Annotated in this window: 14 protein-coding genes; 10 read left to right on the top strand and 4 right to left on the bottom strand. The window is 37.2% G+C overall.

Annotation, left to right across the window (positions count from 1 at the left end; translation table 11 throughout):
- Positions 1–371: 371 nt before the first annotated feature.
- The 3 genes from CQZ96_RS04375 to CQZ96_RS04365 all read left to right on the top strand — a co-directional run bounded on the left by CQZ96_RS04375 (position 372) and on the right by CQZ96_RS04365 (position 4,170).
- Positions 372–935 carry a 1-acyl-sn-glycerol-3-phosphate acyltransferase gene (locus CQZ96_RS04375; protein ID WP_105712817.1) on the top strand — a complete coding sequence of 188 codons (564 nt, stop codon included), beginning with the start codon at positions 372–374 and terminating at the stop codon, positions 933–935.
- Between the two features lie 106 nt (positions 936–1,041).
- Positions 1,042–1,791, top strand: coding sequence for a YebC/PmpR family DNA-binding transcriptional regulator (locus CQZ96_RS04370; protein WP_004721018.1), 750 nt, complete (start codon positions 1,042–1,044; stop codon positions 1,789–1,791).
- Positions 1,792–2,715: 924 nt separating this feature from the next.
- Positions 2,716–4,170 carry a hypothetical protein gene (locus CQZ96_RS04365; protein WP_004721014.1) on the top strand — a complete coding sequence of 485 codons (1,455 nt, stop codon included), beginning with the start codon at positions 2,716–2,718 and terminating at the stop codon, positions 4,168–4,170.
- Positions 4,171–4,416: 246 nt separating this feature from the next.
- Here CQZ96_RS04365 and CQZ96_RS04360 read toward each other — a convergent pair whose 3' ends face one another.
- Together CQZ96_RS04360 and CQZ96_RS04355 are read right to left on the bottom strand one after the other, a co-directional pair.
- On the bottom strand, positions 4,417–4,890 hold the full coding sequence (locus CQZ96_RS04360; protein ID WP_105712816.1) for a GrpB family protein: 474 nt from the start codon (positions 4,888–4,890) through the stop codon (positions 4,417–4,419).
- Between the two features lie 164 nt (positions 4,891–5,054).
- Positions 5,055–5,528 (bottom strand): Lrp/AsnC family transcriptional regulator, encoded by a 474-nt coding sequence (locus CQZ96_RS04355; protein WP_004721004.1) that lies wholly within the window; start codon positions 5,526–5,528, stop codon positions 5,055–5,057.
- Between the two features lie 298 nt (positions 5,529–5,826).
- Here CQZ96_RS04355 and CQZ96_RS04350 point away from each other — a divergent pair, with 298 nt between their 5' ends.
- From CQZ96_RS04350 to CQZ96_RS04330, 5 genes are all read left to right on the top strand, one after another.
- Complete coding sequence (locus tag CQZ96_RS04350) at positions 5,827–6,609, top strand: HesA/MoeB/ThiF family protein (RefSeq protein ID WP_105712815.1); 783 nt, start codon at positions 5,827–5,829, stop codon at positions 6,607–6,609.
- A 39-nt stretch (positions 6,610–6,648) separates the two neighbouring features.
- The gene (locus CQZ96_RS04345) at positions 6,649–7,947 is read left to right on the top strand and encodes an ABC1 kinase family protein (RefSeq protein WP_004721001.1); all 1,299 of its coding nucleotides are present in this window, start codon (positions 6,649–6,651) and stop codon (positions 7,945–7,947) included.
- Positions 7,948–8,054: 107 nt separating this feature from the next.
- Positions 8,055–8,435: a dihydroneopterin aldolase gene (gene folB, locus CQZ96_RS04340; RefSeq protein WP_004720998.1), complete on the top strand. Its 381-nt coding sequence runs from the start codon at positions 8,055–8,057 to the stop codon at positions 8,433–8,435.
- Entirely contained in the window at positions 8,392–8,823 is a 432-nt protein-coding gene (locus CQZ96_RS04335) for a 2-amino-4-hydroxy-6-hydroxymethyldihydropteridine diphosphokinase (RefSeq protein ID WP_105712814.1), read from the top strand. The genes folB and CQZ96_RS04335 overlap by 44 nt, the downstream gene beginning before the upstream one ends.
- A 27-nt stretch (positions 8,824–8,850) precedes the next feature.
- On the top strand, positions 8,851–9,375 hold the full coding sequence (locus CQZ96_RS04330) for a hypothetical protein (protein ID WP_105712813.1): 525 nt from the start codon (positions 8,851–8,853) through the stop codon (positions 9,373–9,375).
- A 122-nt stretch (positions 9,376–9,497) separates the two neighbouring features.
- On the opposite strand, the gene coq7 is transcribed toward CQZ96_RS04330, so the two are convergent.
- Complete coding sequence (coq7, locus tag CQZ96_RS04325) at positions 9,498–10,133, bottom strand: 2-polyprenyl-3-methyl-6-methoxy-1,4-benzoquinone monooxygenase (protein ID WP_004720993.1); 636 nt, start codon at positions 10,131–10,133, stop codon at positions 9,498–9,500.
- A 1-nt stretch (position 10,134) separates the two neighbouring features.
- The gene (locus CQZ96_RS04320) at positions 10,135–11,454 is read right to left on the bottom strand and encodes an MFS transporter (RefSeq protein WP_004720991.1); all 1,320 of its coding nucleotides are present in this window, start codon (positions 11,452–11,454) and stop codon (positions 10,135–10,137) included.
- Positions 11,455–11,630: 176 nt separating this feature from the next.
- On the opposite strand from CQZ96_RS04320, the gene CQZ96_RS04315 reads away from it, so the two are divergent.
- Entirely contained in the window at positions 11,631–14,375 is a 2,745-nt protein-coding gene (locus CQZ96_RS04315; RefSeq protein ID WP_004720989.1) for an autotransporter assembly complex protein TamA, read from the top strand.
- Between the two features lie 35 nt (positions 14,376–14,410).
- Entirely contained in the window at positions 14,411–18,952 is a 4,542-nt protein-coding gene (locus tag CQZ96_RS04310) for a translocation/assembly module TamB domain-containing protein (protein WP_105712812.1), read from the top strand.
- Positions 18,953–19,027: the final 75 nt, after the last annotated feature.

Raw genomic sequence — 19,027 nt, 5'->3', positions numbered from 1 at the left:
TACGCCAAAGAGAGGCATCAACATATTGCAATCCTTTTGCAGGTAAAATTTTTGAGCTTATGGCGCAATCAAGACTAAAGTCTAAATGATTTTAACCAGATAAAAAATATTGATTTGAACCTTATTATTGAGATTATGATTTATATGGATGTTTTTTATGAAAAATTTATATTTTTGTTCTAGAGGAAGTTAGATGATATTGGTGCGTTTAACGGTTTTCTATTTTAAGCATACATTTTGGTGTAGCAAAACAAGTGTTTAAAATGACAAAAATAAATATACAAATGTAAAAAATAAGCACAATAGAGATTGTCTTTTTAAGCTTTTACTCGGACAATTCGCAAATTATGATTTTATGATGTCAGGTATTTATGAAAAAGATGTTGGGAGAACTTACTTTTAAGCTCTCAGGTTGGTCATATGAAGTTGATCAAAGTGTATTAGAAAAAAAACAAGTCATCATCGGTTTTGAACATACATCCATGATGGATGCTGTGTTGTCATTGGCAATTTTTCAAATTCATGACATTAAAATCCATACTTTAATTAAAAAAGAATTATTTAAAGGTCCTTTAAAACCGATTTTAGAAAGAATTGGTGGTATTCCTGTAGACCGTAAGTCAAACAAAGATATCGTTTCACAAATGGTTGATCTGTTTCAGAGTAATGAAGAATTTAATTTGGTGATTGCGCCAGAAGCGACTCGCGCAGAACGTGGGCAAGCACGTAAACCGATCCGTACTGGTTTTTGGCATATCGCAAAAGCAGCCGGTGTTCCTATTGTTTTGATGTATGCAAACTCCAAAACAAAACAGGGCGGGATCTTTGGAAAAATTTACCCAACAGATCTAGATCAAGACTTAGCAGAAATTAAACGTCTATATAAAGAACATACAGGACTCGATATTGTGATTCCTGAAGCAAAAAATTCTTAATTTGCATTAAATCTAAAAAATAAGCACTTTCTCATAAAAAAGTGCTTATGGTAGAATTGTCGCAATTTGATATGGCATAAAGCCAATCTACAGGAGCATATTTCGCATGGCGGGTCATTCCAAGTGGGCCAATATTAAGCATCGCAAAGCAAAACAAGATGCAAGTCGTGGTAAAGTCTTTACCAAATATATTCGTGAATTAACCACAGCAGCAAGACTTGGCGGTCCTGATGTGGGAAGTAACCCTCGTCTACGTGCTGTTGTCGAAAAAGCACTTTCAGTGAATATGACACGTGACACGATCAACCGCGCTATCCAGCGTGGTGCTGGTGGTGAAGATAACGATGACTTAAAAGAAGTCACTTATGAAGGTTATGGTGTGGGTGGTGTTGCGGTTATCGTAGAAACCATGACAGATAACCTTAATCGTACTGTGCCTGATGTACGTCATTGTTTTTCTAAAACCAATGGTAACTTAGGTACTGCGGGTTCAGTGGCATACATGTTTACCAAACGTGGTGAGATTACTTTTGAAGATGTTTCTTTGGAAGATAAAATCATGGACGTGGCTTTGGAAGCTGGTGCTGAAGATATCGAAGTGAACGAAGATGAAATCTTAGTAATCACTACACCAGAAAGTTTTGGTGATGTACAAGATGCTTTGACTGCTGCTGGTTTAAAATCTGATAATGCAGAAGTGGTCATGAGCCCATCAACAAAAGCATTGATTGCTGATGTGGATCAAGCAAAACTCATTGTGAAAATGATTGATATGTTTGAAGATCTTGATGATGTTCAAAACGTATATACCAATGTTGAATTCACAGATGAAGTATTGGCTGAATTAGACAGTTAAGTCTGATTTGAGTTGATAAAACGCACCTTTGGGTGCGTTTTTTATTATTACGCGTTTTAATTTAATTTATTAAATAAAAAACAATAGTTTATAAGTTATTTTTCATTTGACTAAATTTAAATAAAATCCTTCAACAAGATGAGATCAATATTGCTTCTGTTGATCAATCAATCAAAGATCTAATTGAAATTGGACGATTTGAATACTCTTTTAGCCTGAATGAAATTTCTGATGCACTGTCGATTTTAGTTAACATTGAAAATTTTAACAAAGAGAGTGTAATTCAAGTAATTAATCATATTTTGAAGCATTTTCATGTAATTTAGAAGAGAAAGAATTTCTTGAGAGGGAAGACGAATACTTAATGAAATTAATTTTTTCTACTAGTTAATATTTTCTAAAATTACTTTAATACAGCATATTTGAAACTACAGATATCTAAATGATACTTTGCCCTAAACTCCTTAAATTGAAATTAGGGCAGGGTAAAGAAATCACGCTAAGGATCGTTATACCGTTGCTAAATACAACGAGTGTAGTGGTTTGAATGATGTACTAAGGTTCTTTGGATAGAGTTTTATCCTTAGGAATAATGCTGGAAAAAACTATTAAAAATGCAAAAACTATAATGAAAATTTTGACAAAACAATTATAAAGCTTGCGTATGGTGAATTTAAGATCGGATTTTGAGATAAAAACCCACTCACGGTGGGCAATGCTGGAGTTCTCTTTTTAGTTATAGACCACAGTCTTCAATAGTCAAAATTTTTATACATTAGAATGTTTAGGTAAATTAAAAAGAGTTTGAGAAGAATAAAAAAAAGTATACAATTACAGCAAAATTGCATTACGATTATTAATAAAAGTAATTGTTTGAATTTTTAAACTAATAAGCATTCTTACAATGAAAAAAGGATTTTTATAATGAAAAAGGTATTTTTATCAAATGCTTTTTTGGGATTAATCTGTTTTAGCAACTATTCAGTTTATGCAAGTTCTGAAACTTTTCAACCTATGTCAGAAAGTGAAATGTCAGCGACTACTGGTCAGGCTTTAATGAGTATGTCTTTTATTGCACCTAATGATTCAGATAACTTGGAAAGACAGCGCACTGGCGGTAGCCAGAATATCGGTTTTTATCGCTTAGGTTTGGAAGCAGAACTAGAGTTGAATGCTAATATTAAAAAATTACAACTAGGTTGTGGGGGATTGAACGGGGCTGGTGGATGTGACCTTGATATTGATAATTTAAGTTTAAGTGGTATTTCTGATACTAATTCTGGCAGAGCAAGTTCCAGTGCAAAATTAACTAACCCTTTCATTGAGTTTGCAATTAAAAATCCTGGTCAGTCATCAACAAGAGAAATGGTAGGATTGAGACTGAGTGCCGAGAAAATACTAGGTCTGCTGACTTTAGGAACAGAAAATTCATCTGTTGCGAATGGACTAAATAGTTTCTCTGGATACATGAAAGTACAGTCAGGTATTGGTACTACTGTTGCAGAACAAAGTAAAATTAAAGGATATGCCGATACTGCTGCACAGTTTATGAATCTAGCTACATATCCAATTAAAGGCAACTTAGTTGCAATTGGATTAGCAAATGCAAGTTTTATCACAACTGGAGGGGGATTCAGTATTCCAGAAATGAATAACCTTCCTTTTGAAACTTCCCAAATTGTTGTTGTAGGAAATCGTAAGACATCAGTTGGCTTATCTGCATCTGTTGATATTCCAACTATCAATTTAGGGACAGGAAATGATTATCCAGCAATAGGTAGAACAACCTTTGATGCAAATGGAACCACAACAGCAGTATACACAGCTGGTAATCCCGTAGACGCTAAGATAACAGGATGTCAAAACACGGTTTTTTTAATTCCTGCTTGTTTAGCAGCACCAACAGGGCGTCAATTTACTAATATCAAAATGAGTGGTTCAGTAAGTGGTGCAAAAGCGACTGTAAATTTTCAAGAAGCTCTTGGCTTTATTCATAGCTTACAGGTGAATTCGGCTGCATCTTTAAGCTTACAAAATCAGAGTTTATTGTGGCCAGGTTCTGAATCCTTAAATATTGCACAGCCAGGTTGGTGGTTAGCACTTGCAGATCCTATCAGTATAGGTCGAGTAGAACCAACCCAAAAATTAAGTATTGAGCCATTGCTTGGTCAATTTGCTACGAAAGCTGGAGATTATTTACAGCAAAATCCTGCCAGAACAAATGATCTTGGTGGAATTATTAGTGGAAATGGCCTTGATGCAAATATTGGAAATGTAAATTTATCAAATGTTGCTCCCCTACAAATGAATCTATCTAACCTTCAGCTTAATGGACAAAATTTTGCCCCAAATTGTTATGGTAGCCTCAAATTTTGTTAATCTTAATTTACTGGAATTCGTACAGAATTTAAAAGAGAACATTACTGATACTGACAATCTGAGCATCAGTAATAAATCTTATCTAGTTAAGAGTGATTCAGGCAGTGCAATGATGATAAAATTTTTAATAAAACATGATTATTTTTTAAATTTAATAAATGAAAATATTGAGTGCAATAAAATTACAACATATTGATTTAATTGAATGTTAATCGCACCTTTTGGTGCGTTTTTTATTGAGAGAATTTATTGCTGGTTTAAAACAGCGGAAATAAATTTATTTTTTTCAATCCGATAATCGATCATATCTAAATTTTCACAACGCTTTTTTAGATTATTGTACGTTTGCACCAGTTCAGGCGATTGCCTGAGTCGATCTCTAAACTTAATAAATGACTCAAATTCAGAACCTTTGACAACCAGTTGAAAGGCGACATCATCACCATTGAGCGATTCCAACATACACAGTTGATCCGTTCTCAGTGTTGCTAATTTTTCTTGAAAATTTAAGCCATAAAGTTTTTGAATTGCATCATTAAATTCAGATTGATCCACTGCAATATAAATGTCTAAATCTCCTTTAGAGATTGCATTTGGAATCGAAGAGGCGCCAATGTGCTCAATCTCTGCATTGGTTAAAAGTGCTTTGATTTGAGTTTGATAATACGCAAACCGTGCATGACATAGTGGTTGATATTCTTCGGCTAAATAAAATCTCATAAAAAGATCCATTCAAATACAATGTGATATCTTTGATTTTTAAATTCTACTTATTTAAAACATCATAAAACCAATGTTTAAGACCAATGAGAGTAGCTTTGCTTCGTAAACTTTTAAGTCCATTCTATTCATCGTGTGGAAACTAAACGGACTCAATACATAATTTAAATTCGATTGAGTAGGCCAGTACAATTAAACACGCGTTTATATTCTTTAATCACAAAGCTTGAATGTAGTGCAACCACGTGCTCAATTTTACCAATACGTTTAAGTAAAATTTCACTGTAATTCTCCATATCTTTTGCGATAACTTCTACAAGGAAATCAGCAGTTTGCCCAGTCACTAAAAAGGCGTTAATCACTTCAGGGATGTTTTCGAGTTCTTCTAAAAATTTAGCAAAGGTATCAGTATCATGTTTACTTAGGGAAATTTGTAAAATGACATGTAATTTAAAACCTAATTTTTCAAAATTAATATCACGCTTTAGATTGGTCATGATATCGGTTTCGATCAAGTGTTTGATACGACGATGGACAGAACTTACCGACAGGTTAATACGTTCTGACAATTCATTTAGATTGATGTCTTCATGGGTTAAAATTTCTAAAATTTGTTTGTCGTAACGATCCAGTTCCATATTTTTATCCAGCTTGAAAAAATTTTCTGTATTAATGTAGATTGATTTTTATAGTTTTTCAATATTTGAATCATTTTTGAGAATAAATATCATAAAATGCTAGGTTATAGAAAAGGAATGAGTTTAAGTCTAACTGTATTCTGTGTTGAGCTATATCACGATGATTTTGCAAATGACCTGTTGAAAACATTGAGCGAATTGATAAAACCTAACCCAAAGGATTAAAGATTATTTTAGTAATTGCTCCTCTATAAAATTTTTACTTTATACTGATTAAAATTGAAAAGTTTATCCACCAATGCTTGAACACGATCTAGAACTTACCGAATCTGAAATGCATCTCTATTCCCGTCAAATTCTGCTGGATGGTTGGGATATTGAGGCACAGGAAAAATTAAAACTCGCCAATGTGCTGATTGTTGGTTGCGGTGGAATAGGGTGTACCACTGCCGAATTGTTGGCGCGTGCAGGTGTTGGAAAAATTAGTCTGATCGATGCTGATACGGTTGAAATCAGTAATTTACAAAGACAAATTGCCTATATTGCGCAAGATGTCGGGTTTTATAAATCGGAGATCTTGGCGAAGAGATTGCAAACAATTAATCCTTTTATCCAAGTAGAAAGCTATACCAGTAAATTGGATGAAAATAATGCGCAGGCATTGATTGCTCAGCAAGATTTAGTCTTAGATGGTTGCGATAATTTTACTACCCGTTATCTGGTGAACCACATCTGTACCCAGCTGCATATCCCGCTGATTAGTGCATCTGCGATTGGTTTCCAAGGTCAGCTTTTTATGGTTGAAGGTGGCTCAGCTTGTTATGAATGCTTATTTCCCAAAGCGCAACAACATAATGAAAGTCTACGTTGTGCTGATTCAGGTGTATTGGCCACCACACCCAATGTCATGGCAAGTTTACAGGCACATCATGCACTTCTATATTTAGGTTTAGCAAAAACCCCATTGAAACAAAAACTGATGCTTTGGGATGGATTAACAATGAAACAACGAATTTTAGCCTTTGAAAAAGATAGAGATTGTACAAACTGTCAGGCAAGCCATACTGCAAATGCTGATTAATTTGCTACACTTATACAAATTCAATTTAATGTTGACATTATGAAAAATAATATCTTTTTAGATGGTCTGCGTTCAGTTGCCCGAGTTGGGGAAACTGCCGTTATCGCAGCCAAAGCTGGCATTAAATACGCCACTGAAAAACCAAGTAATGCCAAACTGATGCGTGAAACTTTTGAATCATTAGGCTCAACTTATATTAAATTGGGTCAATTTATTGCCAGTACACCATCTTTATTTCCTCGTGAATATGTTGAAGAGTTTCAAGGCTGTTTAGATCAAACGCCTTATTTACCTTTTAGCTATGTTCAAGACGTGTTGGAACAAGAATTTGCTGGACGTAATTTAAGTGAAATCTTTGCATCCATCGATGAAAAGCCTCTTGCTTCAGCGTCCATTGCTCAGGTTCATGCGGCCAAATTGGTGACCGGTGAAGATGTTGTAATTAAAGTGCAAAAACCAGGTGTAGAAACTATTCTTTATACCGATTTAAATGTATTGCATTGGGCAACAAAGGTGTTGGAAAAAGCAATTCCAAAAGTAAAATTCGCTTCATTAGCCGATATTGTTGATGAAATTAAAACACGGATGGTACGTGAAGTTGATTTTATTGAAGAAGCACAAAATTTAGATGATTTTGTGAATTATCTCAATGTGTCGCAAAACACTGCAGCAACCGCACCAAAGGTCTATCATCAATTTTCAACACGTCGTGTACTTACCATGCAACGCTTGTATGGTGTGCCACTGACTGATTTTGATGTGGTGAGAAAGGTCGCGAAAGATCCATCTCAAGTGCTGATTACCGCCATGAATACTTGGTTTGGTAGTTTGATGTTATGCCAGTCTTTCCATGCTGATTTGCATGCAGGTAATCTGATGTTGCTTGAAGATGGCCGTATTGGTTTTATTGATTTTGGTATCGTTGGACAGTTAAAACCTGAAGTTTGGCAAGCATGTATGGCATTTATGGATGCTTTGCAAAAGACTGATTACAAGTTGATGGCTGAAAATATGTTGGGTATGGGCATGACCAGCACTCAAGTCGATACACAGGTTTTAGCAGAAGATTTAGAGCGTTTATTTAGTGGGGTACTGCTTGCAGATCCACAAAAAATTATGACGTCTAATCCATCGGATTTAAATGACATCATGATGGATATGGTGGGTGTAGGCGAGCGTCATGGTATTCGTTTCCCGCGTGACTTTGCCTTATTATTTAAGCAAATGCTCTATTTTGATCGTTTTATGCGTGTTCTTGCGCCATATACCGATATTTATGCTGACCAACGTTTACAGATGGTGCAAAATATTGATCCTGTGTCGCTGTTAAAACATTGATATAGATGTTTCCCCTTTGTGAAAAGCTGGTTGAGTTTGATTGTAAAATCTTACTTGGCCCTTTTTAAAAGGGTATTTTTTATTTAAATTGAGAATTTATAAACGTCATGGATGCAATTATCATTGAAGGGTTGAAAGTTGAGACGGTGATTGGCTGCTTCAATTGGGAACGGCAAATTATTCAACCTTTAATGTTGGATCTCCACATTCAAACCAGTTTAGAACAAGCGTCTAACTCAGATGAATTGGTCGATACGTTGAACTATGCAGAAATTTGTGAAATTTCTGCCAAAGTGATTCAGGATGCTGCGCCAAAATTGATCGAACATGCGGCCAAATTGGTGTTGAATACGCTTTTCTCTACCTTTCCGCCTATTGAATCGATTATGATTACGATCCGTAAGCCTGCCATTATCCCGCAAGCAAATTCTGTAGGAATTCGTCTTGAACGACACCGAAATGATATTCGCCCTAGCTCTAGCGAGTAATCGCGATCCACAACAAAATTTTCAAAAAGCATTTGCTCAGATTGCCCATTTGGGAATGGTGTCATTTTCTCCAATCTATTTGATTCCATGCCGTGATGGAATTGGTGCAGATTATTGGAATGCTGCATGTTTGGTTCAAAGTCAGCTGTCTGTAGATGAAATGCTGTCTTTATTAAAAAAGATGGAAGCAGAATCAGGTCGTGTACGCCCATCACATCAAATTTCCTTGGATATTGATCTCATTGCATGGGGATCTCATTTAACTGCAATGCAATTTAATCCAAAGAAACTACCATTGGCGTTGGATGTTAAAGTGCCGATGTCTGATCTTTGGGAAGATGCATTATTCAAACATTCCGCAGATCAATTTCCAGTTATCATTTTATAGTCTTTAAAATAAATAGGTTAAAAAACAATGTATTTTAAGCCCTTGGCATTATTCAGTTGTGTGCTTTTATTTAGTGCATGTCGCCATTTACCTGAACAATCTGTTACACCAGTACAAGCTGTAAGTGAAGTGCAAAGCTTACAACAGCGGGATAGCAATCTTAAGCAAAAAGTGAATGCTTATACACAAGATCAAGCTTTATTTGATGTGGCATTTGATGATCTCAATCAAGATGGGCAAGATGAAGCCATCGTGCTTTTAAAAGGGCAAGATTGGTGTGGGTCTGGTGGTTGTACAATGCTGATCTTTCAAGGAAAATCTAATCACCAGTTTGACTTTTTAAGTAAAACAACCTTGGTGGATACGCCAGTTTACTCTACAACATATATGCATAATGGTTGGAAGCAAGTGCTGGTTTATAGCCGAAAGCATGGGCAAGTGATGTTGAAATTTGATGGAACTCAATATCCGCTCAATCCATCTTTATTGCCTGTCGCAACTGCAAAATTGCCACCGAATACAGCTAAATTACTTTTGGGCGTTGCTGAGTAATTTTTTATTTTTAACCTACATCTCTACATCAAAATGTGGGTTAAGCAGACCTTATTAAAATACTAAAAAAGCGAGCCCAGCAAGTGGGCTTGTAAATCAGTTAAATCAGACTGTTAGATAAATTAGATAAAATAACTGGTCTTGGTCATCAGTTTAGAAATAGCAGTCATGGTGATCTTCACTGGAATAGGCAGCTCTACACCACCAGCAGTTAATGCTGTATCACGATGATGCAGTTCATCTTCATTCATCTGCACCAATATTTTACGTGAGCGCTCGTCTTGAGCTGGAAGCTGACTGATATGGTGTTGTAAATGTAAGCTGACTTGGCGTTCAGTTTCAGCCACAAAACCTAAACTGTATTTATCACCTGCAATGCCAGCAAGCGCACCCATACCAAAAGAAAGACCGTACCATACAGGATTCAGCAAACTGGTATGACTGTCGAGCTCTTTTAAACGATCTTCACACCAAGCCAAATGATCTTGTTCTTCAATTGCTGCAAATTCCATTTCACGACGTACATTTGGAAGTTTGGCTGTTAATGCTTGCCCATGATAAAGCGCTTGAGCACAGACTTCACCACTATGGTTAACGCGCATTAAGCCTGCAACATGACGTGCTTCACTGACAGCCAGCTTAGTTTCTACTGCATTGGACGGATTGCTTCTTTGTGCCGAAGTTGCACCAGGTACTAAACTTCTTAAAGCTTGGTCAAATGAATTGATCAATTTATCGATGCCAGTATATTGACGCATATTAGTCCTCCAAAGAAACCTGAGTTGTCGCTATTAATGGTTTTAAACGAATTAATAACCAAGTACTAAAAATAGCACTCAGCACAGCTGTGATACAGAATAAGATTTTAATATCTATTTTCAAAATACTTAAGATGAGAATAGAAAAAATTGCCGATGAAACCATGAATATTGCATTAAAAATATTGTTTGCCGCAACCACACGTGCACGGTGAGATTTTGGGGCATAGGCTTGCATCATGGCATAAAGTGGAACGATATAAAAACCTCCACTTATGCCCAATAAGGTGACTGCAAGCATGACATGATAATAAATTGCCCCTGAATTAAACATATCAGAAATCGCAATCAGATCACCGGTACGTTCTGGAACAAAAGCCAAACTAGCTGCTAAATAGAGTGCAAATAGCGTTAAGCCAATCGCACCAAGCGGTACCATTTTGATATTCACTTCTGCACCGCCAATTTTACGGCACAGTAACGAACCTACGCCAATGCCGACAGAAAAAAATGTAAGCAATAAACTAACAACATTTTCATTGGCATGTAGGTTTTGCTGTGTTAACTGCGGGATTTGTGTGAGATAAGTTGCACCATAAAACCAGTACCAAGAATTGCCTAAAAGTACGATAAAAATTAACGGTAAACTTTTAGCATAGCGGATGGTTTGGAAACTGGTACGAAAGAAATTCCAATCGATCTCTAAGTCTTCATTTGAAGTAGATTGTTTAAGGACAAAACGACTGGATAAATAACCCACTACTGCAATAGATACGATGGTTAAGCAAATCCAGATCATATTGCCTTGTGACAGCGAAATGACTGCGCCGCCTAAAATCATCCCAATTAGAATCGCAATGGATGTGCCTGACTGAAACAGGGCGTTACCAGACATCAGTTCATTGGGTTTTAAAATTTCAGGCAAAATCGCATATTTGATTGGCCCAAAAAAAGTACTATGCGTGCCCATTAAAAATAAGGCGAAGAGTAAAATCCAAAGATTACCCAATAAAAAACCCGCTGAGGCGATCAGCATGATGATGATTTCTAAAATTTTAATACTTCGGACTAAAAATGAGCGTTCGTATTTATCTGCAATTTGACCTGCGGTCGCAGAGAAGATGAAATAGGGTAGAATAAACAGTAACGCAGCGAGATTGTTGAGTGTACTGATATTGGCAGACTGATGATGAATCCAACCATAGGTAATGACGAGTAATAATGATTGTTTATAAACATTATCATTCAGGGCGCCAAAAAACTGGGTAAGGAACATCGGTAAAAAACGTCTTGTCCCTAAAATATGCTCATTTTTTTCCATTGTAGACGACTTCATTTAGTTATATATAAGAAATGTGTTGAAATGGTAACTATCTCTCAAAATCATGTATCATGTTTTTTAACTTAAATCATGTGTAAAACCAATTGGTTTGGGTATTTGAAAGATTTTTAATAATTGATCTTTCTACAAATAAATTTAGGTCATTCGAGCTTGGTATGCCAGCAAAAATTAATTTTAAAAAATCTGTGCTTTCACATAGTGTACATTTACACTTTGACCGTTATCATATCAATAAACTGATATGTTCAAGTGTTTTTTTAAGTGTTTTTGCGATCCCTGTCAGTTATGCCGATCAAATACAAAGCAATCAGAACTTGCCGTCAAGTTCTGAAACCATCAACACAAGTTCTGAAAAAATCAGCAATACTCAAGAACAATTAGAATCAGCGGCCATTCAACAAGGCGTACCCAACGAAAAGATCGACCAGTTAGATCAGAAAATTCAACAAGCTCAACAAACTGATCAAGTCGATAGCGTTAAAATGCTTGAACAACAAGAAAAAAATATGGGGGTGCAAGATGATTTTAAGCCGATCCAATTTGAAGATCTTGAAGAGTTACCTGCTGTTGCTGTGGATCAGTCTTTAGCAAATGAAATTTATAAAGTTGCAGAAGATGCGAAAACGGATGCGCAAAATTTTCGTAATGGGGTGACCAAAGCACCTCAAGTCGAAGTGACTAATGCGACTCAACAAGAATTAAATGAAATTACGCAAGCACCAGTCAATGTTGATCAGCTTATACAAACCATTCGTGCGGACAATAAAATTTCTGTAGAAGAAAATCAATCGGGTAAAACCTTGGTTGATAATACACAGAGCAATACTGATGAAGAAAAAGCTAAACCTGGCTTCTTTAAAAGTTTAGTCAATAAAATCCGTGGACCGCAAGACAACGGTGTACCAATTCCAAAAATCGGTGTTTCCGTAACAGGTGCGCCTACGGTTCTTGCAACTAACTTAAAAGCAAAATTAGGAACCTTTACCCAAGAAGCATATTCTGATTTTAATGGCTCGGTGCCACAGTTAAGAACATTGGCGGTACAGGCTGCCCAAGCAGTAGGTTATTACAATGCAGAATTCAAGTTTACTAAAATTGATGATACTCATTTAGGGGTTAAAGTTACTCCACATGATCCAGTCAAAGTGGCTGAACAAAATATTGAGTTTACAGGGGCTGGCTCTAAACTGGCACAGTTCCAAGTTATTGGCGTACTTCCTGATTTAGAAGAAGGTGATATTCTCAATCATGGTGCTTATGAATCTACCAAAAACCGAATTGTGGATGCAGCATCGAATAATGGATTTTTTGATGGTTATTGGCGTTTACATGATGTCAAAGTTGAACAACCACAAAACAAAGCCAAAATTGATTTAAAATACGAAACGGGCGATCGTTATAAACTCGAAGATGTAGAGTTCAGGATGAGTGATCCTTCTAAGCCGCTCCCAATCGATTTAAAAATCTTAAAAACCTTAGCGCCGTGGGAAGATGGTGCAGATTACACCGCATGGCGTGTCAATGGTTTGGCCAATAACTTAACCAACTCACGTTATTTTAACTATACCTTGGTTGATGCGATTAAACCGGATGCAATTGTAAAACCACTTGAGCTTCCTGCAGATCTGCAAGCTTTAGTAGATCAGCAAAAAATCACTGAAACGACATTGTCTGCGCAAACCAATGCCGATAAAGCACATTTGTCAGATAAAGAAGTGACCCAAAATGTGGTCAATGAAAATCAGTTTGCTGGAACGCAAGGTGAAGAAGTCAATCCGAACTTAAAGCAGCTTCAAGCGCAGCAGAAAGAAAAAGAATCTGATGATGATCTATTAAAAGATCAGGCACGTGAGAATAAAAAGATTCCTGTGATTGTGACTTTAAATGCAGATCGCTTAAACAGTTTAGAGACAGGTATTGGTTATGGGACCGATACAGGGGTACGTTTACGTAGCCAATATAGACGTGCGATTGTTAACCATTTAGGGCATTCTTTTGATGCCAATATGGAATTGTCACAAATTCGTCAAGCGATTGATGCTCGCTATAACATTCCTTATAAGCATCCATTAAATGATTATTTCAGTTTGGTTGCGGGTTATGAACGAGAAACCCGTGATGGTATTGGTAATGACATGGATTTGGTTATTGAGTCTGCGGTAGCCGGGGTAGACCGTATTATTAAAGGTTCAAGAAAAGAGTGGCAGCATATTCTTGGTGTGCGTTACCGCTTAGACCGTGTTACTCAAAATGGTCCTGTAGATATTGCCAATATTCCTGATGCTTTTTTAATTCCTGGTTCAAATCAAGAACAGCAGTCATTGTTGTTGGGTTATGAAGCAACCAAAACAACCAGTGATAATCGGATCAATCCAACACGCGGATATAAGCAAAGTTATAAAATTCAGCTTGGCAGTAAATCTTTACTTTCAGATACGGATATGGCGATCACCAGTGCAGATTGGAAAGGTTTATATTCTTTTGGTCAAAATGATAATCATCAGGTGGTTGGTGGTTTGAATGTCGGCTATATTTTTGCCAAAGATTTTGAACAAGTTCCTTATAATTTAAGATATTTTGCTGGTGGAGATCAGAGTTTGCGAGGCTTCGATTATAAGAGCTTATCTCCAACGGAATATGGTTATAAAGTCGGTGGTCAAGGTTTGGCTGTCGGCTCATTGGAATACAATTACCAATTTAAAGAGGGTTGGCGTGGCGCAATATTCAGTGACTTTGGTAATGCTTACGATAAATCATTTAGTAACGATACCCAATATAGCTTAGGCTTAGGAATCCGTTGGAAGTCACCAATTGGTCCGATTCGAATTGATGTTGCATCAGGTGTTTCAGATCCTGCTCGCCCAATTCGACTGCACTTCTTTATTGGTTCACAACTTTAATTAACTAAAAATATAAGAGAATTACTGGAAATATTATGGCTGATGAAGAACATCAAGATGTTCAAAATGAACAGCAAAATGATCAACTAAAGCAAGAGCAGACACCGAAGAAGCGCAATATATTGCGTAATATTCTGATGTCATTGCTTTTGGTCATTATTTTATTGATTGCTGCATTGGCTGTGATGTTTAGTACCGATAAAGGCAGTAAGTTTTTATTGGATCGGGTTGCTTCAAGCCAGAAAATTATTGATTACCAATATGAAAGCGGTAACTTGCTTCAAGGGATCATACTTAAAAATGTTTTGGTCACTCTCGCTGCGGTTGATGTCAAAATTGATCGTGCGGATGTTTCCTTGGGTTGGCGCGCAATATTAGATAAAGAAATTCATTTGAGCCATGCTGATGTTAACAATTTAAGAATTATCAGCAAAACACCACCAAGCGATGAACCCTTTAAGTTTAGCGAAATCAAGTTACCCTTTGTTTTACGTTTAGATGAAGCAAATGTAGATCATATGCAGTTTCAAACCGCATCTACAAAAATTGATTTTAACGATATTCATTTAGAAAATGCATTGTGGTCTGGTACAGAGTTGAAGTTTGAAAACTCTAAAATGGACATGGGCTATTTATCTGTAAAAGACGCGACAGGTAATATGAATTTTAAACAAGGCGATTATCCGCTGAATGCCAAGGCAATTTTGCGGATCCCAAGTTTAAAAAGTTTAAATGTTGAAGATATTTATGTACATGCGCGTGGCTCACTCGACACAATTAAAGCAGGTGTTGCGACTAAAACGCCCGATCTTTTAACGGGTTGGGCGGTGATCCATCCGATGCGTCATGATGTTCCAATGAATGGTGCTTTGGTTTTTAAAGATTATCATTGGCCGTTGTTGCAGGAACAAGAATTACTGTCTAAAAATGGCTTGGCGAAATTTCAAGGCGATGTTAAAGGCCTAAACTTAGATATTAATACAGACATTAGTGGTAAAAATATCCCACAAGGTCAATATACTGCTTTAGCACATACCGATTTAACCAATCAGTTGAATATTAATAATTTAAATGGCCAATTGATGAGTGGTGCTTTAAATCTTGCAGGTTTGGTCAGTTGGCAAGATCATGTGCATTGGGATGTGCAAGGCCGTTTAGATCGAATCAATCCAAAAGACAAAATTATCCCACAAGTGATTCAAGACTTTTTACCTGTTTCGCTTGATGCCAAAATTGGTTCAGTGGGCGAATTAAAACAAGGCATGCATTTAACCGCCAATGTTGATTTTGATAAATATGAAGCTTGGAACGTTAAATTAGATCAAGCTGAACAAAAGGGTAAAAAGCCTGAACCGATGTTATTGGGTGTTAACTGGAAAAATATTGACCGAGCAGTGCCTTATGTGGGCTGGTTGAGCAGTGAACAAGGTCAGGTTGAAGTTGCACTGGTTGACGATCAGCAAAATATTCATGTGGCAACCGTTGTACGTCAACATGAAAAAGGCAGTTTACCTGAGGGCAAATACACAGCTCAGTTAGACCTAAAAGGCAATGATCTACACGTACCAGCATTTGAATATGTGGCAACGAAAGGTAGTTTATCTGGAAATGCAATCGTTGAATTACCTACTGAAAAACGCCAGTTAAAATGGAATGCCTTGCTCAATGCAAAAGATTTTAATCCACAAAGTATTGTCGCAACAGCACCAGTAGATTTAATCAATGGGCAGATAAAAGCCAATGGTTTTGCAAAACCAAATCAACAATTGATTAATTTTGATGCGATTAATTTAACCGGCCGACTTGCAAATCAAGCCAACCCTGAAACAATCCAATTGACTGGTAAAAGTACAGCCGCAGTTATTTTTAACGATGCCAATGCAGGTGGTGCTTTTAAAGGCTTTGCAGTGAATTATGATGGCGCATTAAATGCGTCACAGCTGAAACAAGGCAGTGGCTTATTAAAGATTAGAGTTGCGGGTACACCAGAGCTAATTAAAATATCTGAGCTACAGCATGATGGTGTTGCAGGAAAAATCTTAGCCAATGGCTTGGTGCATATCAGCAATGGCATCGGTTGGGATATCAACGCATCTTTGGTGCGTTTTAAACCGCAATATTTTGTTTCTTCTGTGCGTGGTGAAGTTTCTGGGAATGTGAAGACTCAGGGGAATTGGTCAGATCGTCTGAAGAGAATTAATATTCAACAATTGAATATTGCAGGCATGATCAATAACAAACCATTGAGAGGACGAGGTAACCTTGCAGTTGTTTTAAATTCTGATTTAAAAGGCTTGATGCCACAGCAATTTGAAGCCAATAACTTATTTTTGTCTTATGCCAATAACCAAGTTCAGGCGACAGGAAATGCACAGAATCTACGATTAAAAGTCAATGCACCTGCATTATATGAGCTTTATCCGGGATTACGTGGCACAGCATATGGTTATTTGAATCTACAAGCACAGCCACGTTTGAGTGCAACTGCAAACCTCACAGTCGATAATTTTAGTTTTAATGATAGTCTAAGCATTAAAAAATTAAGCTTAAAGGGTGAATTGCCAACCTCTGAAACTGTAGCGTCGAAAATGGTGGCGCAAATGAATACTTTACGCAGTGGAAACCGTGAAATTCAGCATGCAGGAATTACACTTTCTGGCACACGTAAAGCACATTTATTACAGCTTCAGGCATGGAACTATTATTCTAAGTTTTATGTACAGCTTGCAGGTGGATTTAATGCGCAAAATGATTGGTTAGGGCAGATTCAAAAAGGTGAGTTTGACTCAGTAAGAGCACACTTATTACAACAACAAAATGCTCCTGTTATTTTTAACGCGTCAAAATCGGAGTTATATGTTGGACAGCATTGTTGGTCAAGTCAGCAAAGCCAATTGTGTTTTGATCAACCGATCCGCGCAAGTCAGCAAAATGGTAATGTTTCCTTTGTTACTAAAAATTTAGATCTGAATGATTTTGCCGCGTTTATGCCAGAAGGTTTGGCACTGACAGGTAAGTTAAATGGTTATGCAAAAGCATCATGGGCGAAAGGTGCACAACCTAAGCTAGATGCTAAGCTGGTTACCCGGAATGGGCAAATTGGTATTGCTGCAGAAGATCCAAATGACCCTTCAACTTCGATGAACTATGACGAAGCCAGTGTAATTGCGAAAAGCATAAAAGATGGCTTGTTGTTGCGTGTTGATTTAAAAGCACCGAATGTCGGAACAGGCTATGCCAGCGTCATTGTCAACCCATATGTCGAGTCTAAGCCGATGCGTGGTGAGGTGGCATTTAATGAAGTTCAGTTGAAAATCTTAAAGCCATTTATTGCCGATGTACGTAAACTCGATGGGACTTTGTCGCTTGCAGGAAAAATTAACGGTACGCTGACACAACCATTGTTTGATGGTGAAATGCGCTTGAAAAATGGTGAAATTAGTATGATTTCACTGCCTGTGAATTTGAATAATGTTCAGATTTACACTTCAATTCGTCAAGACGTTGCAACAATTAATGGTGCATTTAACAGTGGTCGTGGTGTCGGTAAAATTAATGGTAGTATCGATTGGAAAAATGATCCACATATACAATTACGTCTCAATGGCGATAAATTGCTGATTCGTCAAGCACCGTTGATTACTGCGGTTGTCGATACCGATATTGAACTGGATGCTTTACCTTTAAGTAAGAAACTGACCGTGAAAGGTAAAGTTGATGTACCTAGTGCATTAATTTCAATGCCTGAATCCAGTGCAACCGTAGTCAATGTGTCACCTGATGTGCGTATTGTAAAAGAAGGTCAAAATCAGCTGGCCGTGCTTAAAGCAGCACAGCCGTGGTCTATACGTGCCGATGTTTCAGTAAACTTGGGCGATAAAGTTATTTTCCAAGGCTTTAACAGTCGTATTCCATTGGTGGGTCGTCTTTATCTTTCTCAACGTGGTTTGGAAACTGCAATGCGTGCCAATGGTGCGATTGGTGTTAGTCAAAAAGTAACCGTTGAGGCTTATGGTCAGCGCTTAGACTTAAATCGTGCCATTGCTCGTTTTAATGGCCCATTGTCTAATCCTACATTGGATGTCGATACCAATAAGAGTATTTCTGGCAGTACCGTAGGTCTACGTATTACAGGCACAGCTTCTAGTCCAAACATTCAAGTTTATAATGATGCTGGTTTGTCTGATCAGGAAGCGATGAATGCTTTAATTACAGGACGTATTAATGAAGGGTCCAGTGGTTTAAGTAATGCTGAAGGATTTAAATCGGATGTAAACAATACGATTGCAGCAGCAGGGATCAGTTTGGGGCTAGGTGGAACACGTGCATTTACCAACCAAATTGGACGTACATTTGGTTTAAGTGGTTTGTCATTTGATGCACAAGGTACAGGCGATGATACTCAGGTCAGTTTGACGGGTTATATTACGCCAGACTTGTATATTCGTTATGGTGTGGGGGTGTTTACACCAGTGAATAAACTGACTTTACGTTATCAAATGAATAAACGTTTATATCTGGAAGCCAGCCAGTCTTTAGAAAAAGCCATTGACGTGTTCTATCATTGGAGATTCTAGCTATGGATAAAACATTTTAGATGCAATTGGCATTGAAATGTAGTTGATCAATATTGGAAACTTGGATTACGATCC

Origin of the sequence: Acinetobacter sp. MYb10, from assembly GCF_002980175.2 — a bacterium.
Classification (GTDB): Bacteria; Pseudomonadota; Gammaproteobacteria; order Pseudomonadales; family Moraxellaceae; genus Acinetobacter; species Acinetobacter guillouiae.
The sequence above is the reverse complement of the archived record's forward strand: the minus strand, read 5'-3'. Positions and strand labels throughout refer to the sequence as shown.